Below are 22,712 nucleotides of genomic sequence, written 5' to 3'. Positions count from 1 at the left end.
CTATGTCCTCAACTCAGGAAGTAACACCTGCACCGCACGGTACGGTGTTGAATCTGTTTCGCCGCCTGCATTTCTATATTGGCCTGTTCATTGCGCCCTTCATTTTTGTCGCCGCGCTGACCGGCACGCTTTACGTTCTGACGCCGCAGCTTGAGCAGGCGATCTATCATGACGCCTTAACCACGGATGCGCAGGGCGTGGCAAAACCGCTGTCGGCACAAATCGCCGCTGCCCGCCAGCGCGCCGGTGAAATGACGCGCATTTACGCCGTTCGTCCGGCACCGGGTCCGCAGGATACCACCCGGGTACAGTTCTCCGGACGCGACCTCGGCCCGTCGGAATCCCGCTCGCTGTTTATCGACCCCTATACGTTGCAGGTTAAGGGTGACATGACGGTGTATGGTACCAGCGGTGTGTTGCCGCTGCGCATGTGGCTCGATCAGCTGCATCGCGGGTTACTGCTGGGCGACGCAGGCCGCAACTACAGCGAACTGGCCGCCTCCTGGCTGTGGGTCGCGGCTCTCGGGGGTATCGTGCTGTGGCTGGGAACCCGGCCACGTCGTGCCGCCAGAAAACCCCGTCGCGGTTTCGCCGCCACCCGTCACTGGCACGTTACGCTGGGACTGGTGCTGGCGGTCGGACTGGTGTTCTTCTCTGTCACCGGACTGACCTGGTCACAGTGGGCGGGCAACAATATTGAAAAAATGCGTAGCGATCTGGGCTGGATGACCCCGCAGGTCACCACCGCGCTGAACGGTGCTGCGCCTGCGACCGCTGCCGATCCCCATGCTGACCACCGCGGAAACATGGAAGGCATGACAATGGCGGATATGGCGATGCCGGCCAGAAAAGCCGCGCCCGTGGTGGCAAATCAGCCGGATGGCAACTGGGATCGCGCTCTGGACGCCGCGCGGGACGCCGGTCTGCACGCCAGCAAGCTGGAGTTACGTCAGCCGAAAGCGCCTGATCAGGCGTGGACCGTCTCTGAGATTGATCGCAGCTGGCCGAGCCAGGTCGATGCGGTCTCGATCAATCCCAATGATTTTAGTCTGGTCGATCGGGTGGAGTTTGCTCACTTCCCGCTGGTGGCAAAACTGACCCGCTGGGGCGTGGATGCGCACATGGGCGTGCTGTTTGGCCTGCCCAACCAGCTGATTCTGGCGCTGTTCGGTTTCGGACTCTGTGCGATGATTGTGCTGGGCTACCGTATGTGGTGGATACGTCGTCCGGCCGTGCCGCAGATCAGCCCGTCGCAGACACTCCTGTCAGCCTGGCTGTCGCTGCCGCGCTACGCTCAGGGTGCCAGCCTGATCCTGGTACTGGCACTGGGCTACGCGCTGCCGCTGATGGGGATCAGCCTGCTGGTCATGATGCTGATCGATATTCAGCGCTGGCGTCGTGCGCAGCGCGCAACGGAACAACGTATCGATACCGCGCCGGATAAGCAGTCACCGCTGGCAATTATTCAGGCGCGCTTTGCGAATAAACGCAAGGAGATGCGCTATTTTCTGCGCAGCGTGACGGTACTGGCGTTGATTGTCATTACCGTGATGGCGAACGCAATGATTGGCGGTGTGATCGATCAGTATCAGATCCCGTTCAGCAGCTGGTCGCTGACCATGTACATCACCCAGGCGATGATGATCCTGCTTTATTCCACGGTTTTCACCGGCCTGTTATCGATTCCGCTGTGGTATTTCTTTTTGGGCGAAAGCGACGAGCAAGGCAAATAGACGATCTGCCCGCCTCTACGGCGGGCAGATCGTTATTCAAATTAACTGACGAGGCCCGGCAAATCTGCCGGCTTCTCATTCCCTGCGTAACCGCTATCATCATTGTCATTGACCCCATTATAAAAGAGCCAATCATGAACATCGTGCGAGCTAATCCTGAACAACTGTTTGAGTACGGACCTTTTACCGTACGCCGCCAGCGATCCGGCGAGGCGTTAAGCCCACTGGTCAGCGTTGACCTGATGACGCTAAAACTCGATGCCCGTATTCCGATGCAGCTGCATCGCGATGAAGAGGTGTTTACCTATCTGTGGCGCGGATCGATGCGCCATCAGGACAGTAACGGTGAAAGCACCTCGCTCTCTGCAAAGCGGGTGATGCTGGTCAACGCCGGTGATGGCGTACAGTATGAAGAGTCAGTTCCACTGTATGAGGCGGAACTGTTACAGGCGGTGATCCGACCGGCTGAGCGCGGCGGCGAAGGCATGACGCAGGTGCTGGAGCGTGATCAGGGCATTATGGCCAACGGCTGGACCGAACTGGCAGGGCCGGAAACCTCTGACGCCCCGCTGGAACTTCGGCAGGATGCGTACATCTACGATGCGCTGCTGGAGCGTGGTCATACGCTTGAGGTGCCGTCGCTGCCTGGTTTCGTCGCTTACATAACGGTGCTGGAAGGCGTGATTCGGATCGGTGAAGAGCGGCTGTCTCGCGGTGATGCCATCAGCGGAGTCGATGACTCGCTGGAAATTGTCGGTGACCGTGACGCCAATCTGATCTGCTTTCTGGTTAAACCTGATAGCGCGGCATAACACTGCGCGGGAAACTTTCCCGCGCGAATGACGTTTGATTCTGATCGCTGCGTTACTGCGGCCGTTGCTGCTGCATCGCCTGAACCCGCCTGAACATGTGGTTGAACTGCCGCACATCGTCACGCAGCCAGTGACGCTGGGTCAGGGGCGCGTCATCCATCGCCTGTGGCAGCGGCACGCCGGCCAGCGATCCGCGACAACAAAACGCACGCGCCAGCGTCGGTGTTTCGATGCCAATATAACGGGCAAATTCAGGTAATGTCATTAATGCTGTACTCATCTCTCACCTCCTGAACAGATTATCAGCCTGCATTTTCGATCCATGTCTTAAATGCTTTTATTGATCTGAAACAGAGATGTGTTACTAATCTTCAGCCTGTTACTGAAATTTCCAGCCAGCCGACCGCAAAACGACGAAGAAGTGAGGATACCGTGCGCCGTTATGGATTGATAAGTCTGCTATTTGTTTCAGCTTTGAGTTGCGCACATACTCTGGTTCCCGGTCAGCCGGTGCCCCCGGTTTACATTGCCGATAAAGGCGAGATGGTGATCGAGCATGACGAGGTTAATTACCAGCGCTGGAATAGCCAGACCCTGACCGGTAAAGTCAGATTACTTATTCATGTCGCGGGTCGCCTGTCGGCAAAAGAGCAGAGCGCAGGGTTAATTGAGGCGATTCAGCAGGCGAATTTGCCGCGTCAGGGTTTCCAGACCACCACCATTGTGAATACCGACGATGCCCTGCCCGGCAGCGGTCTGTTTGTGGTACGCAGTATCGCCTCAAGCAAGAAAGCCGCACCGTGGCAGCAGTTTATTATTGATAATAGCGGCGTGACAGCGCACAGCTGGCAACTCAAACCAGGCAACGCAGCGGTAGCGGTGATTGACCGTCAGGGCAAAGTTCGCTTCGCTAAAGATGGCGCATTAAGCGCTGAAGAAGTCGCTGGAATAATCAGCCAGCTGCGTCGTTTACTCGGATAATCCGGCTCCGGCTCACGGTAAAATTCAGGTAAAGAAACGCTGAATGCCGCTGAATTTCCCAACTTTTTCGTGATCCTCTACTACTATTGTTTGGATGGATTTACCCGCCGTTCTTTGAAAACCTGCCAACTATGCTATGGCAGCCGGGGACGATTATTAAAGATGGCATCGAATCATTTCGACCTGCTGTGAATTCCTCTGTAGATAAGGACAGCCTTAATGACGGTCTGCGCAGAAAAACACGTCAATTCCACACACAGCGATGCAGCAAATCTGTTGAACGATATTGAGCAACGGCTCGACACCTTGTTGCCGGTCGAAGGTGAACGTGATTTTGTCGGTGCGGCAATGCGCGAAGGCGCACTGGCACCGGGTAAACGTATTCGTCCGATGCTGCTGCTGCTGGCGGCACGCGATCTCGGCTGTAAAGCCAGCCCGACCGGCCTGCTGGATCTCGCCTGTGCGGTTGAGATGGTCCATGCCGCTTCGCTTATTCTGGATGACATGCCCTGTATGGATGACGCGCAGATGCGGCGTGGACGCCCTACCATTCATTGCCAGTATGGTGAACATGTGGCGATTCTGGCGGCGGTCGCCTTGCTGAGCAAAGCCTTTGGCGTGATTGCGACGGCAGAAAGTCTCTCGGCCAGCGCCAGAACGCAGGCGGTCAGCGAACTCTCCCATGCAATCGGGATGCAGGGGCTGGTGCAGGGGCAGTTTAAAGACCTCTCCGAAGGGGATAAACCGCGCAGCGCTGATGCCATTCTGATGACCAATCATTTTAAAACCAGCACCCTGTTTTGCGCCTCCATGCAGATGGCCTCGATTGCCGCCGGTGCGTCAGATGACGTACGCGAGCAGCTTCATCGGTTCTCACTCAATCTTGGACAGGCATTTCAACTGCTGGATGACTTGACCGATGGTATGAGCGATACCGGTAAAGATATTAATCAGGATGCGGGCAAGTCGACGCTGGTCAACCTGCTGGGCACCCAGGCGGTCGAAAACCGCCTGCGCGATCATTTGCGTTGCGCCAGCGAACATCTTCTGCTGGCCTGCCATGACGGTTACGCCACAGAACATTTCATTCAGGCCTGGTTTGAGAAAAAACTCGCTGCCGTCAGTTAAGGATGCTGCATGAGCCACTTTGCGGTGATTGCGCCGCCTTTCTTCAGCCACGTTCGGGCGCTTCAGCATCTCAGCCAGGCCCTGATTGCACGCGGTCATCGCGTGACGTTCATCCAGCAAATCGATGTTAAGGCGTTACTCAATGACAGTAATATCGCTTTTTTCCCGCTGGGATTATCCACTCATCCTGCGGGCAGCCTGACGCATACGTTGCAACTGGCGGCGCATCCGCTGGGCCCGTCTATGCTGAAACTGATCAACGAGATGGCCCGCACCAGCGATATGCTTTGTCGTGAGCTGCCGGTGGTGCTGAATACGCTGGCCGTCGACGGGGTGATTGTCGATCAGATGGAGCCTGCCGGCGCGCTGGCGGCGGAAGCGCTGGATCTGCCTTATGTGTCGGTGGCCTGCGCGCTGCCGCTCAACCGTGAAGCTGACTTTCCGCTGGCGGTGATGCCGTTTGACTATGGCACCAGCGATGCGGCACGTGAACGTTATCGCACCAGTGAAAAAATTTATGACTGGCTGATGCGCCGTCACGATCGGGTTATCGCCCGCAATGCCCATGCGCTGGGATTAGCGCCGCGGGAAAAACTGCACCACTGTTTTTCACCGCTGGCCCAGATCAGCCAGCTGATTCCGGAATTTGATTTTCCGCGCCAGGCGCTGCCGGACCATTTTCATGCGGTCGGACCGCTGCGCGCCACTATGCCATCTTCATCACCTGCCCCACGCTACTTTCCGCATGGCGACAAACCCCGGATTTTCGCCTCACTCGGCACGCTGCAGGGACACCGTTACGGCTTATTCAAAACCATCGTCCGGGCCTGCCAGGAGCTGGATGCGCAGTTGCTGCTGGCGCACTGCGGTCGCCTGACACCGTTTCAGGCCGAGAAACTGGCGCGTAGCAGTCAGACAGAGGTGGTGGATTTTGCCGACCAGGCTGCCGCCCTATCCCAGGCGGATCTGGCAATTACCCACGGCGGTATGAATACCGTACTCGATGCTATTCATCATCTGACGCCGTTGCTGGCGATCCCACTGGCTTTTGATCAGCCGGGCGTTGCCGCGCGCATTGTTTATCATGGCGTCGGACGTCGCGTTTCCCGTTTTGCCACCAGCCATGCACTGGCCCGGCAACTGCAGGCGCTGCTCGACGACGACAGTTACCGGCAGCAGATGACCCGGATGCGCAACGCTGTCACCGCGGCGGGCGGCACTGCGCTGGCGGCAGACATTGTCGAGCAGGCGATGCGCACCCGACGGCCCGTTGTGACCAGGAGGGACTATGCCGTCGTATGATCTGATTCTGGTCGGCGGCGGGCTGGCCAATGGCTTAATCGCATTACGCCTGCGCCAGCAACATCCGTCACTGCGTATTCTGCTGATTGAGGCTGAGAGTCAGCCCGGTGCTAATCATACCTGGTCGTTTCACGCCGAGGATCTCAGCGAAACCCAGCACCGCTGGGTCGCCCCGCTGGTGGTTCATCACTGGCCTGGCTATCAGGTGCGTTTCCCCCAGCGTCACCGCAACCTTAACAGCGGTTATTTTTGCGTGACGGCTGAACGTTTCGCGGAGGTGATGCATGATCGTTTTGAACAGCATCTGTTGCTGAACACCGCGGTTGAAAGCGTGGCTTCACGCTCGGTAACCCTGGCCGATGGCCGTGTGCTGGAGGCCAGCGCCGTGATTGATGGCCGGGGTTATCAGCCGGATAGGGCGTTACGCATGGGGTTTCAGGCGTTTGTCGGGCAGGAGTGGCAACTGAGCCAGCCGCACGGTCTGACCACACCGATCATTATGGATGCGACGGTCGATCAACAGGCAGGTTACCGCTTTGTCTACAGTCTGCCCTTCTCAGCCGACACCCTGTTAATTGAAGATACTCACTACATTGATGACGCTACGCTGAGCGCCGATCGCGCCCGGCAGAATATTCGCGACTATGCCGCTCGCCAGGGCTGGCAGTTAACGCGGCTGTTGCGTGAAGAACAGGGTGCGCTGCCGATTACCCTGACCGGCGACATTGACGTCTTCTGGCAGACCCGCGATCTGCCGTGCAGCGGATTGCGCGCCGGGCTGTTTCATCCCACCACCGGCTACTCTCTGCCGCTGGCGGTGGCGCTGGCCGATCGGCTGGCGCAGATGACTACCTTTAATTCGGATACGCTGCACGCCACTATTCAGCACTTCGCCAGCGAGGCCTGGCAGCAGCAGCGATTTTTTCGCATGCTGAACCGGATGCTGTTTCTGGCCGGTCCAGCCGACCAGCGCTGGCAGGTGATGCAGCGTTTTTACGGCCTGCCGGAAGGCCTGATTGCCCGCTTTTATGCGGGAAAACTTACTTTGCCTGATCGGCTGCGCATTTTAAGCGGCAAGCCGCCGGTTCCCGTACTGGCAGCGCTACAGGCTGTTATGACTCCTCACCGTCAACAGGCGATGCAATGAAAAGAACCACAGTAATTGGTGCAGGCTTTGGTGGCCTGGCGCTGGCGATCCGCCTTCAGGCTGCCGGTATCCCTACCCGACTGCTGGAGCAGCGCGATAAGCCGGGCGGTCGGGCTTATGTTTATCAGGATCAGGGTTATACCTTTGATGCTGGCCCAACGGTCATTACCGATCCCAGCGCCATCGAAGAGCTGTTCGTGCTGGCCGGTAAGCAGCTGTCCGATTATGTCGAATTGCTGCCGGTAAAACCGTTTTATCGCCTGTGCTGGGAGTCTGGCAAAGTGTTCAGCTACGACAATGACCAGCCGGCACTGGAGACACAAATTGCCGCTTTCAATCCGCGTGACGTAGAAGCTATCGCCGTTTCCTCGCCTATTCGCGTGCGGTGTTTGCCGAGGGCTATCTGAAGCTCGGTACCGTGCCGTTTTTATCCTTCCGCGATATGCTGCGCGCTGCCCCACAGCTGGCTAAACTGCAGGCGTGGCGCAGTGTTTATAGCAAGGTGGCGAGCTACATCGAAGATGAGCACCTGCGCCAGGCGTTCTCCTTCCACTCGCTACTGGTGGGCGGTAATCCGTTTGCCACTTCGTCGATTTATACCCTGATTCATGCGCTGGAGCGCGAATGGGGTGTCTGGTTCCCGCGCGGTGGCACCGGCGCACTGGTGCAGGGTATGGTGAAACTGTTTGAAGATCTGGGTGGTGAAGTTGAACTGAATGCCAAAGTCGCCCGGCTGGAAACCGCGGGAGACAAGATCACTGCCGTTCATCTTCAGGACGGACGGGTGTTGCCGACCACCGCTGTTGCCTCGAATGCCGACGTGGTCCATACCTACCGCGATCTGCTGAGTCAGCATCCGGCATCGGTCGCGCAGGGACAAACCCTGCAGGGCAAGCGGATGAGTAACTCACTGTTTGTGCTCTATTTTGGTCTTAATCATCATCACGATCAACTCGCGCACCATACCGTTTGCTTCGGACCGCGCTATCGCGAATTAATCGATGAAATTTTTAATCGCGATGGACTGGCGGAGGACTTTTCACTCTACCTTCATGCCCCGTGCGTCACCGATCCGTCGCTTGCTCCGCCGGGATGCGGCAGCTATTACGTTCTGGCACCGGTGCCTCATCTCGGTACCGCCGATCTTGACTGGTCCGTCGAAGGCCCACGACTGCGCGATCGTATCTTTGACTATCTTGAGCAGCACTACATGCCAGGCCTGCGCAGCCAGCTGGTAACGCATCGGATGTTCACGCCGTTTGATTTCCGCGATGAACTGAATGCATATCAGGGATCCGCCTTCTCGGTGGAACCTATTCTGACGCAGAGTGCCTGGTTCCGGCCGCACAACCGCGATAAGCATATCAATAATCTCTATCTGGTTGGCGCAGGTACCCATCCTGGTGCGGGCATTCCCGGCGTGATTGGATCAGCGAAAGCGACGGCAGGATTAATGCTGGAGGATCTGGCTTGAATAATGCGTCATTACTCGATCATGCCGTTGAAACCATGGAGGTGGGATCGAAAAGTTTTGCCACCGCCTCGAAGTTGTTTGATGCCAAAACCCGACGCAGCGTGCTGATGCTCTACGCCTGGTGCCGCCACTGTGATGACGTGATCGACGATCAGGTACTGGGTTTCAGCAATGATGCGCCTTCACTGCAATCACCTGAACAGCGGCTGGCGCAGCTGGAGATGAAAACGCGCCAGGCCTACGCCGGTTCGCAGATGCATGAACCGGCATTTGCCGCGTTTCAGGAAGTGGCAATGGCACACGACATCCTGCCCGCCTACGCCTTTGATCATCTGGCCGGTTTTGCGATGGACGTGCGCGGTGCTCGTTATCAGACGCTGGATGACACCCTGCGTTACTGCTATCACGTAGCGGGCGTGGTGGGTCTGATGATGGCGCAGATCATGGGCGTGCGCGATAACGCGACTTTAGATCGTGCCTGCGATTTGGGTCTCGCCTTTCAGCTGACCAATATTGCGCGCGACATCGTCGACGATGCGCAAGCGGGCCGCTGCTATCTGCCTGCGGCATGGCTGGCTGAAGAAGGATTAACCACCGAAAACCTGGCTGCGCCTGAACATCGTCAGGCACTGAGCCGGATTGCGCGGCGGCTGGTGCAGCACGCGGAACCCTATTATCACTCGGCCACCGCGGGTTTAGCTGGCTTACCGTTGCGCTCGGCATGGGCGATCGCTACGGCGAAGCAGGTGTATCGTAAGATTGGGACGAAGGTCGATGAGGCGGGTCAGCAGGCGTGGGATCAACGCCAGTCCACCAGCACACCCGAGAAACTGGTGCTGCTGGTGACGGCTTCAGGCCAGGCGATTACTTCCCGGCTGGCGCGTCATGCTCCTCGTCCGGCATATCTCTGGCAGCGCCCGCTTTAGCGCCGTGACGTTCCCGTAGCGTCGCCTGCAGCTTTGACAGCGGCGGCGCGTACAGGAAGCCAAACGACACGCAGCCTTCTTTACCGCGCACAGCATGATGCATCCGATGCGCCATATAGAGACGGCGGAAATAACCGCGACGCGGAATGTAGCGGAACGGCCAGCGCTGATGCACCAGCCCGTCATGCACCATGAAATAGAGCAGGCCATAAACCGTCATTCCTGCACCAATCCACTGCAGTGGCCAGACGCCGGTGCTACCGAGATAAATCAGCAGAATCGCCAGTCCGGCGAATAAGACCGCGTACATATCGTTGAGTTCAAACCAGCCTTTGTGCGGCTCGTGATGTGAAAGATGCCAGCCCCAACCCCAGCCATGCATAATATATCTGTGTGCCAGCGCAGCCGTTATCTCCATGCCAATAACGGTGGCCAGAACAATCAGGGCATTCCAAATCCACAACATAGTTTCTCCCGAGCATGCATCCTGCAAAGTGGCATAAAGGTCAATTTTAACAGAGTTCAGGAAAAACAGCGGTGCCTGAACGAAGCAGCCACTAATTCAGGCGTCAGAATCAAAAATCCGCCTTCATGACGATGCGATAATGGGCTTTCCCCGCGCGTAAATGGTCGAGCGCCTGATTGATCTGCGACATCGGAAAATATTCCACTATCGGCGCGATATTGGCGCGGGTCGCCAGTTTTAACAGCGCCCGGAGCTGAACCGGTGATCCGGTCGAGGAACCGCTCAGGCTGCGATCGCCGACAATCAGGTTAAAGGCTGGCACGCTGAACGGTGTCATCACCGCACCCAGCGTATGAAAATTTCCATGCGGCGCCAGGGCGGTGAAATAAGGCTGCCAGTCAAGATCGACCGCAACGGTGTTAATAATTAAATCAAACTGCCCCGCCAGTGCAGTAAGCGCCTGAAGATCGCGACTGTCGACAACCTGATTTGCCCCCAGCGCCAGTAAGGAGGGTGTCTTTTCGCTTGTCGAGGTGAATGCGGTGACGTCGGCCCCCAGCGCGCGCAGAATTTTGATCGCCATGTGACCCAACCCGCCGATACCAATTACCCCGACATGGCTAAGGGCTGAGATGTTGTGCATCAGCAACGGTTTGAACACCGTCATGCCGCCGCACAACAGCGGGCCTGCGGTGGCGGCATCCAGCCCGTCAGGTAGCGGAATCACCCATTGCCAGTCCGCCCGCAATCGCTCGGCAAATCCGCCGTGATTATTAATGGTGGAGACTTTGCCCCGACGACAATTAACCTGATCGCCGCTCAGGCAGGCATCGCAATAGTGGCAACTTTTAGCCGTCCAGCCGATGCCGACTCGCTGACCAATATGCAGCCCTTTGTACTGCGCACCGTCGCCCAATGCCGCGATGCGGCCAATCACCTCATGTCCCGCCACCAGCGGATAGGTCGATCCACCCCAGGCATTATCAATCATTGAGAGATCGGAGTGACAGATGCCACAGTATTCTACAGCGACTTCAACCTCTTCTGACTGCAGCGGTCCGGGATGGTATTCATAGGGCTGTAGCGCTTCGCCGGGATGAAGAGCGGCATAACTTTTGATACTCATTCTCTTTCCTCAATCAACGGATAAATGCATCGCCGGGTGATAACGGTGGCAACTCAATGGTCAGCATAGCAACAGGCAGCCGTCATAAGCTGCTGATAATGCGGATTTTTCATCGGTTAAATGCGGAATTTTACTGCCGCACAGCTAATGCTGCGCGAGAGCAATCAGAGTGGGTCGTGATTGAGGGGAGTGCGGAAAGCATGACGCGCCGCGGACATTAGCTGGCTGGCCGTCACGGTGGCCGGTAAACGCATCAGAATTTTGCTCGCCTGCCAGTAACACAATACCATCATCTCATCTTCTTCCTTTTCAGCCAGTTCGCGTAACCTGGCACGCAGCGACAAGACGTTAATCGACTGATGTTCATCCAGCATGTCAGAGATAGTCTGATTGATGATGTGGTGAAGAGTTTTCCAGGAGAGATCTGTCTGCAAAATTAACCTCTTTTAACGCTTATTGGCTCCGGGCAAATGAACAGCGGAATGTATCGCAGCATCGGGTCTGCAAGTTATTGGCTCTGAAGTCTGGTGATAACTATAGCTGTTTCTTAACGCTTGCGCCGGACCAGGTCGTCAGAATTCCAAAAGCTGATGAGTTTAAATCTTTTTGTCGAAGATTGTCTCGTTTTCCGCCACCAGTCTGGTTCAAGCGGTGATTTTTTTAACAATCCTGGAGACCACGTAACTTAATGATGTATCGGGTATTTTGCCTCATTCTCTACTTAAGATGACAGGTTCGCGTCAGATCGCAGCCAGATGGTGCATCAGACGGAAAATTCAGTGTTTTCTGACCGCCAGCACGCGTGCGTATCTCATTAATCCCGGCGGGCGTCATGATCTGAAAAGCATCCCTTTCCCTGCCTCAAATTCAGACCACCTGACGCCGGGCTATATTTCGCAATAATTTCCCGCTTGCCTGTCGATGTTTCAGTTCCGATAATCGCTATCTACTTTTTTATATAACGAGAAACGACATGGCTTTTTTACGCTATTCGGCGCTGATACTGGGAATGGGTTTAACCGCATCGGCCAGCGCCGGTAACGATATTCACGTTACCTATGCGGGCTCAATGGGCAAAGTAATGGATGAAGGTCTTGGGCCAGCCTTCGCCCATCAGCAGAACAGTAATTATCAGGGTCAGGGACAGGGCGCTTACGGGATGGCACATCTGCTGGCCAGTAAGAAACTGACCGCCGATGTGTTTGTCTCGATTACGCCGGGTCCGATGCGCATTCTGAAACAGGCCGGACTGATCGATAACGCGGTGCCGGTTGCCAGCACCAGCATGGTGATTGCCTATAACCCGAAAGGAAAATATGCCCAACAGTTTGCCGCGTTAAACGGCAGCGATAGCCGCTGGCTGGATCTGCTGGCGACGCCGGGGCTTAAATTTGGACGCACCGATCCGGTCAACGATCCTAAAGGTCAGAATATTGTTTTTACCCTGCTGCTGGCAGAGAAGTTTTATCAGAAGCCGGGTATGGCAGAGAAGATTATGGGCGGGGTGCAAAACCCGGCGCAGGTTAACCTTGAAGGCTGCTTGCTGACGCGGCTGGAAAGCGGTCAGGTGGATGCGGCAGCGGGTTATGAAAGTGAAGTGCGTTCCGCACAGCTGCCTTATCTGGCACTGCCGGACGCCATCAACCTCAGTGATCCGGCCAGGGCGAAACAGGGATACGACACCGTGAGTTTCACGCTGAAAGACAGTCAGGGCCATGACAAAACGCTGCATACCCAACCGCTGGTCTATTACGCAGCGGTGCTGAAGAACGCACCACACGGCGAACAGGCCGGTCAGGCTTTTATCGATTTTATGCGCAGCCCACAGGGTCAGCAGCTGTTTCAGCAATATGGTTACGCCACCGCGAAAGGTGATGCGATCTGGCCATGAGACGCCCGCCTGCCACTGCACTGTGGCTCTCTCTGCCCGCATTGCTGATACTGGCCGTCCCGTTTGTCACGCTGTTCGGCCTGACCCCCTGGACTCACTTCCGTCTGGCGTGGGGTGACAGCAATGCCATTGCCACTTCGCTGGGTCTCGGTGCCCTTTCCCTGATGCTGGTGATCTTCAGTGGTCTGCCGCTGGCCTGGTGGCTGGCGCAGGCGCGCGGTAAACTCCGGCTGGTGGCTGAAATACTGGTGCTGATCCCGCTGCTGACGCCACCGCTGGCGATGGGCATCTTACTGGTCAGCGCCTGGGGACCTTACAGCCCGGCCGGGTCACTGCTGGCGCGGGCCGGTATTGCGCTGACCAACAATCCTGCCGCCTTTGTGCTGGCACAGTGGTACGGCGCCCTGCCCTATTTTGTGATGGCGGCACGCGCCGCCTTTGCCGACGTGCCGGTGGTGATTCTGGAGGCAGGCCGGACGCTGGGCGCCTCGCCGTGGCAACGCTTCTGGCGGTTATCCTTACCGCTGGCATCGTCAGGCTTAGCCACCGCAGTGGCGCTGGCCTGGGTTCGGGCAATGGGTGAATTTGGTATCGTGATGATTTTTGCCTATTTTCCGCAGGGAATGCCGGTTAAGCTGTACAACAATTTGCAGAATGATGGTGTGGACGCGGTTTATGTCCTGCTGTGGTTACTGCTGCTGTTTACTTTACCGGTGCCGCTGGCCTGCTTCGCGCTTACCCGTCGTAATGCGCAAAACCGTCGCCAGATGCTGCCCTGAATCGAGAATTTCCTGATGGCAATGACGCTGGAACAACTGCAAGACAAATATCCGGATGCAAACGCGGCATCGTTCGGCGACTCGCCTGAACTTGCCAGCCAGCTGGCAACGCTGGTAATTGCCGGTAAAAAAGTGGCCAGCTGTGGCTCATTGCACAGCTGGCAGGATAATGAAGATAAACCTGAACCAGGCCGTCACAGCATCATTCTCAATGGTGAGCAGCGGCCAGTCTGTGTGATTCGCACTACCGGTCTGTTCCTGACCCGCTTTGACCGCGTCACGCCTGAGATGGCGATGCTGGAAGGCGAAGGCGATCTCAGCCTGGAATACTGGCAGCAGGAGCATCAGCGCTTTTTCCAGCAGGAAGGCTATTTCCATCCCGAAATGGAACTGGTGTTTGAAACCTTCCAGCTGGTTGAAGTGCTCTGATTCACTTCGGCTAATATGCGCTACAGGCTGTTGGCCGCCATCAGTGCCAGGCGCGGGAAACCGCGTTTTTGTAATCGCTCCGCCGCCTGTGCCGCACGCATCCCGCTGGCGCACACCAGCACGATGCGTTGATCCGCGGGCGGCTGCCAGTCCGCAATCTGCTGCGGCAGAATTCGCTGCACCCCTTCTGCCACACTCACCGGCGCTTCCTCCCGGCTGCGCAATTCGACAATACAGTCATCGGCGGTCAGCATTGGCAGATCGATAAAAGGTATGCCAGGCACTTCTGGTTCCGGCGCATCATCAAAACGAAACTGCCGCAGATGCCAGTTGATGAAATCACAGTGGATCATGCAACCCAGCGGAGACGGCGTCAGCTTCAGCAACAGGCTCAGCGCAATCTGGGCCTGCAAGGCGCCCAGCATCGCCACCGCCGGTCCCATTACGCCCGCCGTGCTGCAGTTACCTGCCGTTGTCGGCAGTTGCGGAAACAACGCACGATAGCCTGGCGCACCGCCGCAGAAACCGCCGACGTACCCTTTACGGCCCAGCACCGACGCACAGACCAGCGGCAGGCTTCGCAGCAGACAGGCATCCGACAGCTGATAGGTAATAGCAAAGTTGTCAGCCGCATCAATGACCAGATCGATCGAATCGAGCGCCTCCGGCAGCAGACTGGCACTTAACACCTGCGCACGTGCGTCTATCTCACAGTCAGGATTGCGCTGAATCAGCGCCCGCCGGGCAGCTGATACTTTTGGTTCACCGATATCCGCCATGTCAAACAGCGTCTGGCGATGCAGATTATGCAGTTCAACCCGATCGCCATCGTAGAGACGGATAAATCCCACGCCCGCACCGACCAGCAGCGGCAGCACGGTTGAACCGAGTCCGCCCGCGCCGACCACCAGCACCCGTGCCGCGCGTAAATCCTGCTGCCCCGCTTCGCCGATCTCCGGCAACATCGTTTGTCGCTGATAACGATCCATCACGGCTCCTTAGCTGAACTGTGCCAGCCCGAAAATCGGGGTTGATGCAGCGGCCATATCCCGCTGCTCCATCAATCCGGCCTGATATGCCTGATGCCCGGCCGCGATGGCGGCGGAGAAAGCGGCCGCCATCCGCACCGGATCGCGCGCTTTCGCCACCGCAGTGTTCAGCAGTACGCCATCGAAACCCATCTCCATCGCCTGCGCCGCCTGCGAAGGCGCACCGATGCCCGCATCAATAATCAGCGGCACATCCTTAAACCAGGCGCGCATCGTTTTCAGCCCTTCGATATTACGCAGCCCCTGCCCCGAGCCAATCGGCGCGCCCCACGGCATCAGTATTTCACAGCCCGCTTCAAGCAGTTTTTCGCCAACAATCAGATCTTCAGTGGTGTAGGGAAAGACCTGAAAACCCTCGGCACAGAGAATGCGTGCCGCCTCAACCAGCGCAAAGGGATCGGGTTGCAACGTGTCGGCGTGGCCAATCACTTCCAGCTTAATCCACGACGTGCCAAACAGTTCACGCGCCATCCGCGCAGTGGTCACCGCCTCTTTAACGGTGTGGCAACCGGCGGTATTGGGCAGAATGCGGGTGTTGAGCTGTTGCAACAACTCACGGAAAGCGCCGCCCGCACTGCCTTCGCGCCGTAAACTCACAGTGATGATCTCTGTGCCGGAGGTCTCAATCGCCTGTTGCAGAATAGCGGGCGAGGGATAGCCTGCCGTGCCCAGTAAAAACCGCGATGATGGCGTATGTTGATAAAACATGATTACCCTCCCTGCATCGGTGACAGCACTTCCAGCTGGTTACCGGCTTCAAGACGCTGGCTGGCGTAACGGGCGCGCGGCACAAATTCACCGTTCAGCGCCGTGGCGACCGTGGCGGGATCGATCTGCTGCTCCTGCAACAGTTCGGCTAATGTGCGCGCCGCGGTTTCGATGCCGCGTCCATTAAGTTCAATTCGCATGAGTCATCTCCTGAGTCAGTTGCTGGATGAGTTGTTCAGCCATCATCGGCGCCAGCAGGAAGCCGTGGCGATAAAGGCCGTTGATCGAGAAAACACCGTTTTCATAGCGGACTTCGGGCAGGTTGTGGCAGTAAGCGGGACGCAGGCCGGTGCCGCTCTCCAGCACGCGCGCTTCGGCCAGGGCCGGATGCAGGGTATAGGCGGCGCTGAGCAGCTCCATCATGGCACGCGCACTGATTGGACTGCTGTCATGGCTCTCCACCATGGTTGCGCCCAGCATAAAGATCCCACCGGCACGCGGCACCAGATAACAGGGAAAGCGCGGGTGCAACAGGCGAACGGGTCGGGAAAGAGAAAGGTCAGGCGCATGCAGGATCAGCATTTCGCCGCGCACCGCACGCAGCGCGGGTTGCGTCCCGCCGGCGTGGATGCCCCGACAGTCAATAATCTGACCACCGGGCGCGCCGGAATGAAATGGCACGTTGGCCGCCAGCAAACGCTGCTGCAGTTGCTGCAACGCACTGCGCGGATCGAGATGGGCTTCGGCAGAAAAAAATAGCCCGCGGGCAAAACGATTTTCCAGCGCCGGCTCAATCTCACCGGGCGCGACCCATTGGTGCTGCTGAGTCAGGCTGGCGAAGCGGGTCAGTTCGCGGCTGTCGCGCGGCGGCGCAACCACCAGCGTGCCGTGCTGCTCAACGCCCTCAATCCGCTTCGCCCACCAGGCCGCGGCGTGCTGGCCCCACTCAATCACCTGCGGCGGTGCACTCTCCGCTTCGCACCAGGGCGCCAGCATTCCACCGGCCCAGTATGAGGCCGCACGACGTTCAGGGCGGGTAATGACTTCAACCGTTTCGCCGCGCTCCGCCAGCAGCGTGGCGATGCACAACCCGGCCACACCACTGCCGAGTACCGACCAACGGCTCATGCTGTCCGCCCAGGGGACGTCACGTTATTCAGGATAAAATGATTCATAGTGGCCTCGTCGTAACTACGCGAAGACCCGGGATACCAGAAGGGAAAAAAGCGAGAGCAGTGCTGAAAGCTCTTGCGGCAAGCATCTGCGGCGATCAGATGCCCGTCTTCCTACGCCAGTATCAACTGGGTCAGGTTCGAAGGGTCGCTAAGCCGCGCGGTGCGCTATTAGCCTCTCAGTCTCTCTGGCGAGACTCCCCTGACGGGTTCTAGTTTTAAGTTAAGCGGGCAGGTTCGTCAAGTGAAGGGCCGATGATCGATCACAACCGCTGCAAGTATGGCAGCAGTCGGCGGTCAGCCCGATAACGCCGGGTAGAAATAACGATCGTTTCTGAGTCAAACCATTACGCAGCCAGCTGGCAGGCTCACTGCGCCAGTTGTTTATCAGCAGGGGATAAGAGTTTGACGCCAGAGAGATCAACCCACTCGCGCGCCCGGTTAAGATCGTAGGATGCCTGCATCGCCAGCCAGAGCCGGGCCGCAATGCCCAAACCAGCTTCAAGCCGGAGCGCCATTTCGGGGCTGATCGCGGTTTTACCGGCTGCCACCTTACTCAGCGCCGATGGTGAGACGCCAATATGGCGGGCCAGACTGCGCAGACTCATCTGATGATCGTCGAGGTATTCCGTAATCAATCCTCCCGGATGGGGTGGGTTAATCATTGTCATTAGTGATAATCCTCAAGGTTCAGAATATAGACATCACCGTCGAAAAATTCGAAAGTGATGCGCCTGTTAGCACGCACGGTTATCGCGTAAAGATGGCATTTGTCACCTTTCAGTGTATGAAAGTTGAACCCCTGAAAGTGCCTGAATTCATTAATTGTCACGGCATTATCCAGCACCATCAGCATGATCCGATCAATATCCTTTGCCTGCAGATCGCTCGTGTCACCTTTTTCGTATAGCCTTTGCAATCCCTTATGCTTCCAGCTTTTGATCACGTTGATCACTCCTGTTTCTCAACGAGAAACAATATAGCAAGGTGTTTCCCTTCAGGAAACAAAATTTCCCGACCAGCCCAGCGATGAGCGGTCCGAAAAGAGTATCAATAGCTGAAACGGTAAACGGTGTCGTCCAGATAGGTTTGTGATGGCCTGCAGGAATTCAGAGCGGCCTCTGAAAGAGGCCTGACGCAATGTCTGCTACTTGATGTAGTCCTGCAGGTTTAACCCGCATTACGCTCAAAGTGGCTGTTAACAAACGCGCGACAGCGCGGCGAGATGGGATCGAGGAACACCTGCTCCGGCGCGCCGGACTCTTCAATCATGCCCTGATGCAGGAAAATAGCTTTGTTGGACACTTCCCGCGCAAAGCCCATCTCATGAGTGACGATAATCATGGTGCGTCCCTCTTCCGCCAGGCTACGGATCACCCGCAGCACTTCGCCTACCAGCTCCGGATCAAGTGCCGACGTAGGCTCATCAAACAGGATCGCTTTTGGCTGCTGCGCCAGCGCACGGGCAATCGCCACTCGCTGCTGTTGCCCACCGGAAAGCTGCGAAGGCCAGGCGTCGCGCTTCGCATACAACCCCACTTTATGCAGCAATGCCTCTGCTTCTTCCAGCGCCTCTTTATGGCTGCGCTTCTGGACGTGAATCGGCGCTTCGATGATGTTCTGCATCACCGTTTTGTGCGGCCACAGATTGAAACTCTGGAAGACAAAACCGAGCTGCATCCGCATCAGTTTGATGCGACGACGCTGCTCACGGTTCAGTTTTTCATCAGCATTATCCAGCGTGACCGTCACCTCACCCACTGCGATCTCGCCGCCTGCGGCACTTCAAGGAACGGGATGCAGCGTAACAGGGTGCTTTTGCCGGAGCCGCTGGCGCCGATCAGCGAAATCACATCGCCATCCTGCGCCGTCAGGCTGATGTCGTGCAGCACTTCATGTCCCGCATAACTCTTTCTGAGATGACTCAGCATGATAGTCGGTGCCGTCATGAACGCGCTCCAAAATAGTAAGGTGATAAACGACGTTCCAGCATCGATACGCCTTTGCTGACCAGCATGGTCAGTATCAGGTAGATAACCGCAGCACTGAGGAACACTTCCAGCGCCCGAAAGGTTGAAGAGACAATCGAATCGGCAATCCCGGTCATCTCCATCAGGCTGATGGTGCTGACCAGCGAAGTGGCTTTGATCATCGAGATTATTTCATTGCTATAAGCCGGTAATGCCTGGCGAATGGCGATCGGTAAGGTAATCCGGGTGAAGATTTTGTATGACCCCATACCCGAAACCTTTGCCGCTTCCAGCGACTGCTGGCTGACGGCGCGCAGTCCACCGCGCAGAATTTCAGAGGTGTAGGCCGCATCGTTGAGGATCAGCGCCAGCAACCCGCACCAGTAGGGATCGCGCAGCAGCGGCCAGAACAGGCTTTCCCGCACCGCCGGTAAGCTGCCGAGTCCGTAATAGACCATGAAAATCTGAATCAACAGGGGCGTACCGCGAAACAGCCAGACATAGAAACGGCAGAACAGACTGCCGACCCGCGTCATGCGCAACAGGTTGAGCAGCAGCGCCAGCAGGCCGCCGCCCAGCAGCGACAACAGGGCGAGGTTAATCGTCAGCGGTAGCCCTTTCAGCAGTGCCAGCAGCGTTTGCTGTAAAAAAGTGATATCCACGTGGACTCCTTATTCCTTTACGCGCTGTTGACCGCGCATCGCAAATTTTTCCACGTAGCGGAAAACCATGTCAGAACAGGTGGTGATGATCAGGTAGATCACCGCGCCGACGCTGTAGAAGAAAAACGACATCTGCGTGGAGTTGGCCGCGGTTGACACCTGATTCATGGTTTCAACCAGTCCGGTTACCGATACCAGCGCCGACTCTTTGATCACCGATTGCCACTGATTGCCCATTCCCGGCAGTGCGGTACGCAACGCCTGCGGGACGATAATGCGGCGGAACATCATCAGGCGGCCCATCCCGGTGACCGTCGCTGCTTCCAGTGTGCCTTTCGGGATGGCGTAAAATGCGCCACGAAAGACACCGCTCTGATAGGCACCGGAGATCAGCCCGATGGCAATCGCCCCTGCAACAAAGCCGTTCACGTCAAAGGGTCCCTGGAAGCCCAGTGCGGTGCCGACGGTCGATACCACCTGTCGTCCGCCAAAATAGAACAGGTAGATCACCAGCAATTCAGGCACGCCACGAAACAGGGTGATGTAGCTGGCCGCCAGCCGTTGCTGCCAGCGCGAGCCGGCAATCTGCATCCAGCACAGTATGCTGCCAAGCACCGCACCCAGCAGCCAGGCACAGAGCGAAACGCTGACCGTGACGGTGGCGGCATTAAGCAACACGCCGCCCCACCCTTCGTCGCCAAAACCCAGTATCTGCCAGTCAATATTCATTAACATCAGCGGTTACGCTTTGGGTGCGACGTCTTCGCCGAACCACTTAATCGACAGTTTGCTCAGCGTGCCGTCTTTAATCATTGATTGCAGCGCCTGGTTCAGCACCTGCTGCAGTTCAGTGTTGCCTTTGCGCAGGCCAATCGCTGAGCCGGCACCCAGCACGCCGCCAGAGAAGCCATAGCCGCTGTTGCTGATCGCCTCAGCGTGTTTTTTCACAAAGGCGTTGAGGTTAGTCCGTGAGGCCATCACCGCATCAACCCGACCATTCATCAGGTCTGCAAAGGTCTCCGGGCCCGCCTGATAGGTACGGATAGTGGCAACATCGCCGAGATATTTTTGCAGGAAGTCGGCCTGAATGGTGGCGACCTGCACCGCGATAGTTTTACCCTTGAAGCTGGTTTTCAGATCCTCAATCGCTTTTTTCATGCCGGCTTCATCATCGGCAGAAACCACCGTGCCGCTGCCTGGCAGGGTTGCCAGCGGTGAGGTTTTAGAGGTGACAAAGCTGGAGACGCTGACGGTGTACTGATGGGTAAAATCGATCGCTTCGGCGCGCTTGGGTGTGACGGTAACGGCATCAATCACCGCATCATATTTACCGTCGATCAGGCCAGGGATCATGCCAGACCATTTCTGGGCAATGATTTCATATTTGAAACCGGCACGCTTAGCCAGCTCCGCCACCATGTCCGGCTCATAACCAACGATTTTACCGCTCGGCGTGGTCTGGTTAAACGGCGGGTAAGCCGCCTCAGTGGCGAATTTCAGGGTGCCAAAATCTTTTGCCTGACTGACAGCGGACGTCGCCAGTAATGCCACGGTCAGGGAAGCCGCAAACAGGCGGTTGTGCATCATCATAGGAACCTCATTTTATTATTAAGAGAGCAGATCGATTGCAAGGCGGCTCAGCGCCTGCGTCCCGGCGGCAATGCTGCGTTCGTCCGGCTGATAATCAGAGTTATGCAGATGATCGTCGCGGCCCGGCGTGGCAGACCCGATGTGGATCTGACATCCTGGCGCCAGCTCGGTAAACAGCGAAAAATCTTCGGCCCCAAAGCTGTCGCTGGGCTGCGCAATAATTGGCTTATCAAACTGATGCGACAGAATCTGTTCAAGCGCATCGATCAGCCGATCGTCATTCATCAGCGGCGGTACGCCACGCTGGAAGTTAACTTCCACGCGCACATTTTGCGCCAGCGCCACGCCATCACACATCCGCCTGAAGGCCGCTTCCATGTCGGCACGCACCGCAGGCGATTTGGTGCGGATAGTGCCCTGAAACAGGCAGCTGTCGGGGATAATATTATGGGTGGTGCCGCCCTGAATATGGCCGATGGTTAATACCGCCGAGTGGGCCGGATCGCGTTCGCGCGAGATGATCGTCTGTAGCTGACTGATGAGATGCACAGTGGCAATAATCGGATCACTGCCCATGTGCGGGCGCGCGGCATGGGTCGAAATGCCATGCACCGTTACGTCGAATTCATCACTGGAAGCGGTACTGGCGCCGCGGGTTAACGCCACTTCACCGGCAGCCAGTTCAGGCTTATTGTGCAGGGTAATCGCCCAGTCGATGCCATCCGCCGCACCGTCGGCGATCATCGCCTGCGCGCCACTGTCAGGGGTCTCTTCAGCGGGCTGGAAAATCAGCCTGACTTTCCCTTTCAGCTGCTGACGATAATGCGGCAGGATAGCTGCCACGCCCAGCAGAATGGCGGTGTGAATGTCATGCCCGCAGGCGTGCATTTTGCCGGGCCAGACGCTGGCAAAAGGCAGCCCGGTCTGTTCGTGGATCGGTAACGCGTCCATATCGGCGCGGAGCAGCAGGGTTTTTCCCGGCTCAGCGCCATCGATATCCACCATCACGCCGCTGCGGCCGATGCCGGTTTGTGGCGTCAGCCCCAGCGCCTGCAACTGCTGTGTCACCAGGCTGGCGGTACGTAGCGTATCGAAACCTAATTCCGGGTGGGCATGAATATCGCGTCGAATCGCCACTAAATGCGATTCCAGTTGTTCCGTTCTGGCTTTTATTTCTCTGGCCAGCAGTGCTTTATCCTGATTCATAGCAGCCCCGGCAATATTGGGTCGGCATCGTAATGCAGACTCTTTTTTATGTGATCATGATTTCTGGTGTTTGCGACCGTTTATTTATCCACAGCATGGCGCAGAAAGCAACGCGCAAAAGCCGGTCGTAGTCGCTTTAAAATCAATGAGATAGAAATAAC

General features: G+C 57.0%; 24 protein-coding genes, 2 pseudogenes and 1 riboswitch. Of the genes and pseudogenes, 11 read left to right on the top strand and 15 right to left on the bottom strand.

The genetic code is table 11. The features are described from left to right. The first annotated feature begins 2 nt into the window (after positions 1-2). The gene (locus HA41_RS00375) at positions 3-1,733 is read left to right on the top strand and encodes a DUF2534 family protein (protein WP_094119073.1); all 1,731 of its coding nucleotides are present in this window, start codon (positions 3-5) and stop codon (positions 1,731-1,733) included. 134 nt (positions 1,734-1,867) lie between these two features. Continuing rightward, a complete protein-coding gene (locus HA41_RS00370) occupies positions 1,868-2,545 on the top strand; it encodes a pirin family protein (RefSeq protein WP_094119072.1) in 678 nt (225 codons plus the stop codon). Positions 2,546-2,597: 52 nt separating this feature from the next. Here HA41_RS00370 and HA41_RS00365 read toward each other — a convergent pair whose 3' ends face one another. Next, entirely contained in the window at positions 2,598-2,825 is a 228-nt protein-coding gene (locus HA41_RS00365; protein ID WP_094119071.1) for a hypothetical protein, read from the bottom strand. Positions 2,826-2,992: 167 nt separating this feature from the next. Between HA41_RS00365 and HA41_RS00360 the strand changes: the two genes are divergently transcribed. The 6 genes and pseudogenes from HA41_RS00360 to crtB all read left to right on the top strand — a co-directional run bounded on the left by HA41_RS00360 (position 2,993) and on the right by crtB (position 9,503). Continuing rightward, positions 2,993-3,526, top strand: coding sequence for a YtfJ family protein (locus HA41_RS00360; protein ID WP_094119183.1), 534 nt, complete (start codon positions 2,993-2,995; stop codon positions 3,524-3,526). Positions 3,527-3,745: 219 nt separating this feature from the next. Continuing rightward, the gene (locus HA41_RS00355; RefSeq protein WP_094119070.1) at positions 3,746-4,654 is read left to right on the top strand and encodes a polyprenyl synthetase family protein; all 909 of its coding nucleotides are present in this window, start codon (positions 3,746-3,748) and stop codon (positions 4,652-4,654) included. Between the two features lie 9 nt (positions 4,655-4,663). Next, positions 4,664-5,956: a glycosyltransferase gene (locus tag HA41_RS00350; RefSeq protein ID WP_094119069.1), complete on the top strand. Its 1,293-nt coding sequence runs from the start codon at positions 4,664-4,666 to the stop codon at positions 5,954-5,956. After that, entirely contained in the window at positions 5,943-7,103 is a 1,161-nt protein-coding gene (gene crtY, locus HA41_RS00345) for a lycopene beta-cyclase CrtY (RefSeq protein ID WP_094119068.1), read from the top strand. The genes HA41_RS00350 and crtY overlap by 14 nt, the downstream gene beginning before the upstream one ends. Beyond that, positions 7,100-8,577, top strand: a pseudogene (locus HA41_RS00340) (phytoene desaturase). The gene crtY and the pseudogene HA41_RS00340 overlap by 4 nt, the downstream one beginning before the upstream one ends. After that, positions 8,574-9,503, top strand: a complete 930-nt coding sequence (gene crtB / locus HA41_RS00335) for a 15-cis-phytoene synthase CrtB (RefSeq protein WP_094119067.1) — start codon at positions 8,574-8,576, stop codon at positions 9,501-9,503. Before HA41_RS00340 ends, crtB begins: the two are co-directional and overlap by 4 nt. Here crtB and HA41_RS00330 read toward each other — a convergent pair. The 3 genes from HA41_RS00330 to HA41_RS00320 all read right to left on the bottom strand — a co-directional run bounded on the left by HA41_RS00330 (position 9,442) and on the right by HA41_RS00320 (position 11,529). Next, complete coding sequence (locus HA41_RS00330; RefSeq protein WP_094119066.1) at positions 9,442-9,969, bottom strand: sterol desaturase family protein; 528 nt, start codon at positions 9,967-9,969, stop codon at positions 9,442-9,444. The genes crtB and HA41_RS00330 overlap by 62 nt on opposite strands. A 109-nt stretch (positions 9,970-10,078) precedes the next feature. After that, the gene (gene ahr, locus HA41_RS00325) at positions 10,079-11,095 is read right to left on the bottom strand and encodes an NADPH-dependent aldehyde reductase Ahr (protein ID WP_094119065.1); all 1,017 of its coding nucleotides are present in this window, start codon (positions 11,093-11,095) and stop codon (positions 10,079-10,081) included. A 164-nt stretch (positions 11,096-11,259) separates the two neighbouring features. Next, positions 11,260-11,529 carry a hypothetical protein gene (locus HA41_RS00320; RefSeq protein WP_094119064.1) on the bottom strand — a complete coding sequence of 90 codons (270 nt, stop codon included), beginning with the start codon at positions 11,527-11,529 and terminating at the stop codon, positions 11,260-11,262. 575 nt (positions 11,530-12,104) lie between these two features. On the opposite strand from HA41_RS00320, the gene HA41_RS00315 reads away from it, so the two are divergent. Genes HA41_RS00315 through HA41_RS20600 form a run of 3 tightly spaced genes read left to right on the top strand, consistent with a single transcriptional unit; the run spans position 12,105 to position 14,194 of the window. Beyond that, complete coding sequence (locus tag HA41_RS00315) at positions 12,105-12,986, top strand: extracellular solute-binding protein (RefSeq protein ID WP_425270634.1); 882 nt, start codon at positions 12,105-12,107, stop codon at positions 12,984-12,986. Beyond that, the gene (locus HA41_RS20605) at positions 12,983-13,765 is read left to right on the top strand and encodes a molybdate ABC transporter permease subunit (RefSeq protein ID WP_143807212.1); all 783 of its coding nucleotides are present in this window, start codon (positions 12,983-12,985) and stop codon (positions 13,763-13,765) included. Before HA41_RS00315 ends, HA41_RS20605 begins: the two co-directional genes overlap by 4 nt. 15 nt (positions 13,766-13,780) lie before the next feature. Further along, positions 13,781-14,194, top strand: coding sequence for an ASCH domain-containing protein (locus HA41_RS20600; protein ID WP_143807210.1), 414 nt, complete (start codon positions 13,781-13,783; stop codon positions 14,192-14,194). Positions 14,195-14,214: 20 nt separating this feature from the next. Here the strand turns inward: HA41_RS20600 and HA41_RS00305 are convergent, their stop codons facing one another. The 11 genes and pseudogenes from HA41_RS00305 to HA41_RS00255 all read right to left on the bottom strand — a co-directional run bounded on the left by HA41_RS00305 (position 14,215) and on the right by HA41_RS00255 (position 22,551). Continuing rightward, positions 14,215-15,183: a HesA/MoeB/ThiF family protein gene (locus HA41_RS00305; protein WP_094119062.1), complete on the bottom strand. Its 969-nt coding sequence runs from the start codon at positions 15,181-15,183 to the stop codon at positions 14,215-14,217. Positions 15,184-15,192: 9 nt separating this feature from the next. Further along, positions 15,193-15,951 (bottom strand): thiazole synthase, encoded by a 759-nt coding sequence (locus HA41_RS00300; protein ID WP_094119061.1) that lies wholly within the window; start codon positions 15,949-15,951, stop codon positions 15,193-15,195. 2 nt (positions 15,952-15,953) lie between these two features. Then, complete coding sequence (thiS, locus tag HA41_RS00295) at positions 15,954-16,151, bottom strand: sulfur carrier protein ThiS (RefSeq protein ID WP_094119060.1); 198 nt, start codon at positions 16,149-16,151, stop codon at positions 15,954-15,956. Then, on the bottom strand, positions 16,141-17,079 hold the full coding sequence (locus HA41_RS00290; protein ID WP_094119059.1) for an FAD-dependent oxidoreductase: 939 nt from the start codon (positions 17,077-17,079) through the stop codon (positions 16,141-16,143). The genes thiS and HA41_RS00290 overlap by 11 nt, the downstream gene beginning before the upstream one ends. A gap of 138 nt (positions 17,080-17,217) precedes the next feature. After that, a riboswitch (TPP riboswitch) is annotated at positions 17,218-17,337 on the bottom strand. Between the two features lie 154 nt (positions 17,338-17,491). Continuing rightward, positions 17,492-17,794 carry a HigA family addiction module antitoxin gene (locus HA41_RS00285; protein WP_094119058.1) on the bottom strand — a complete coding sequence of 101 codons (303 nt, stop codon included), beginning with the start codon at positions 17,792-17,794 and terminating at the stop codon, positions 17,492-17,494. Beyond that, positions 17,794-18,069 (bottom strand): type II toxin-antitoxin system RelE/ParE family toxin, encoded by a 276-nt coding sequence (locus HA41_RS00280; protein WP_094119057.1) that lies wholly within the window; start codon positions 18,067-18,069, stop codon positions 17,794-17,796. The genes HA41_RS00285 and HA41_RS00280 overlap by 1 nt, the downstream gene beginning before the upstream one ends. A gap of 224 nt (positions 18,070-18,293) precedes the next feature. Further along, positions 18,294-19,072, bottom strand: a pseudogene (locus tag HA41_RS00275) (ATP-binding cassette domain-containing protein). After that, a complete protein-coding gene (locus HA41_RS00270) occupies positions 19,069-19,755 on the bottom strand; it encodes an ABC transporter permease (protein ID WP_094119056.1) in 687 nt (228 codons plus the stop codon). Before HA41_RS00270 ends, HA41_RS00275 begins: the two are co-directional and overlap by 4 nt. Before the next feature lie 9 nt (positions 19,756-19,764). Beyond that, a complete protein-coding gene (locus HA41_RS00265) occupies positions 19,765-20,490 on the bottom strand; it encodes an ABC transporter permease (protein WP_208612727.1) in 726 nt (241 codons plus the stop codon). A 6-nt stretch (positions 20,491-20,496) separates the two neighbouring features. Beyond that, the gene (locus HA41_RS00260; protein ID WP_208612726.1) at positions 20,497-21,345 is read right to left on the bottom strand and encodes a transporter substrate-binding domain-containing protein; all 849 of its coding nucleotides are present in this window, start codon (positions 21,343-21,345) and stop codon (positions 20,497-20,499) included. An 18-nt stretch (positions 21,346-21,363) separates the two neighbouring features. Continuing rightward, a complete protein-coding gene (locus HA41_RS00255) occupies positions 21,364-22,551 on the bottom strand; it encodes a M20 metallopeptidase family protein (RefSeq protein WP_094119055.1) in 1,188 nt (395 codons plus the stop codon). Positions 22,552-22,712 lie beyond the last annotated feature (161 nt).

Origin of the sequence: Pantoea conspicua, assembly GCF_002095315.1 — a bacterium.
Taxonomy (GTDB): domain Bacteria; phylum Pseudomonadota; class Gammaproteobacteria; order Enterobacterales; family Enterobacteriaceae; genus Pantoea; species Pantoea conspicua.
The sequence above is the reverse complement of the archived record's forward strand: the minus strand, read 5'-3'. Positions and strand labels throughout refer to the sequence as shown.

What these genes read in the sequence shown, in the direction of transcription:
- HA41_RS00375 (WP_094119073.1), top strand. Translation starts at nt 3, where the DNA reads ATGTCCTCAACTCAGGAAGTAACACCTGCACCGCACGGTACGGTGTTG.
- HA41_RS00370 (WP_094119072.1), top strand. Translation starts at nt 1,868, where the DNA reads ATGAACATCGTGCGAGCTAATCCTGAACAACTGTTTGAGTACGGACCT.
- HA41_RS00365 (WP_094119071.1), bottom strand. Translation starts at nt 2,825, where the DNA reads ATGAGTACAGCATTAATGACATTACCTGAATTTGCCCGTTATATTGGC.
- HA41_RS00355 (WP_094119070.1), top strand. Translation starts at nt 3,746, where the DNA reads ATGACGGTCTGCGCAGAAAAACACGTCAATTCCACACACAGCGATGCA.
- HA41_RS00350 (WP_094119069.1), top strand. Translation starts at nt 4,664, where the DNA reads ATGAGCCACTTTGCGGTGATTGCGCCGCCTTTCTTCAGCCACGTTCGG.
- crtY (WP_094119068.1), top strand. Translation starts at nt 5,943, where the DNA reads ATGCCGTCGTATGATCTGATTCTGGTCGGCGGCGGGCTGGCCAATGGC.
- HA41_RS00330 (WP_094119066.1), bottom strand. Translation starts at nt 9,969, where the DNA reads ATGTTGTGGATTTGGAATGCCCTGATTGTTCTGGCCACCGTTATTGGC.
- ahr (WP_094119065.1), bottom strand. Translation starts at nt 11,095, where the DNA reads ATGAGTATCAAAAGTTATGCCGCTCTTCATCCCGGCGAAGCGCTACAG.
- HA41_RS00315 (WP_425270634.1), top strand. Translation starts at nt 12,105, where the DNA reads ATGGGTTTAACCGCATCGGCCAGCGCCGGTAACGATATTCACGTTACC.
- HA41_RS20605 (WP_143807212.1), top strand. Translation starts at nt 12,983, where the DNA reads ATGAGACGCCCGCCTGCCACTGCACTGTGGCTCTCTCTGCCCGCATTG.
- HA41_RS20600 (WP_143807210.1), top strand. Translation starts at nt 13,781, where the DNA reads ATGGCAATGACGCTGGAACAACTGCAAGACAAATATCCGGATGCAAAC.
- HA41_RS00305 (WP_094119062.1), bottom strand. Translation starts at nt 15,183, where the DNA reads ATGGATCGTTATCAGCGACAAACGATGTTGCCGGAGATCGGCGAAGCG.
- HA41_RS00300 (WP_094119061.1), bottom strand. Translation starts at nt 15,951, where the DNA reads ATGTTTTATCAACATACGCCATCATCGCGGTTTTTACTGGGCACGGCA.
- thiS (WP_094119060.1), bottom strand. Translation starts at nt 16,151, where the DNA reads ATGCGAATTGAACTTAATGGACGCGGCATCGAAACCGCGGCGCGCACA.
- HA41_RS00290 (WP_094119059.1), bottom strand. Translation starts at nt 17,079, where the DNA reads ATGAGCCGTTGGTCGGTACTCGGCAGTGGTGTGGCCGGGTTGTGCATC.
- HA41_RS00285 (WP_094119058.1), bottom strand. Translation starts at nt 17,794, where the DNA reads ATGACAATGATTAACCCACCCCATCCGGGAGGATTGATTACGGAATAC.
- HA41_RS00265 (WP_208612727.1), bottom strand. Translation starts at nt 20,490, where the DNA reads ATGTTAATGAATATTGACTGGCAGATACTGGGTTTTGGCGACGAAGGG.
- HA41_RS00260 (WP_208612726.1), bottom strand. Translation starts at nt 21,345, where the DNA reads ATGATGATGCACAACCGCCTGTTTGCGGCTTCCCTGACCGTGGCATTA.
- HA41_RS00255 (WP_094119055.1), bottom strand. Translation starts at nt 22,551, where the DNA reads ATGAATCAGGATAAAGCACTGCTGGCCAGAGAAATAAAAGCCAGAACG.